Annotated in this window: 1 protein-coding gene; it reads right to left on the minus strand. The window is 52.3% G+C overall.

The genetic code is table 11. The features are described from left to right. Positions 1–26: 26 nt before the first annotated feature. On the minus strand, positions 27–365 hold a 339-nt coding region (locus tag AC1RPW_RS08145), incomplete at its 5' end, for a hypothetical protein (RefSeq protein ID WP_481769463.1).

Raw genomic sequence — 365 nt, forward strand, 5'->3', positions numbered from 1 at the left:
GCCACAAACTCTGCCACTTGATCTCCTTATGTTACGTACTCATTCTCTTCCCAATTCCACATCTGTGCAGACTTAGGCCAGTAGCGTTTGAATGTGGCGCTATCAGTAACACGCTCAACACGTTCCAACTCTGCCCCGCCCTCGTCAGAATTTAGGATAAGGTCCGCGCGATTCGGACTCACAAACGCCAGCAGCCCCAAATTCAAAAGGCGTTGGAACGAGAGATTGGTGCGAAGCAGATGGACGTACGGAGAAATGTCAACCGGAAGCCACGTCGCGGGAATCTTGACGACGGCGCGCTTTTTGTCGAGGTCATTCGGCTGAATCACGAGGTCCGCAAAACCAACGTTCTGGTGGTTTTTGGG

The sequence above is a fragment of the Dellaglioa sp. CoH-55-MRSF-8 genome (assembly GCF_056782195.1).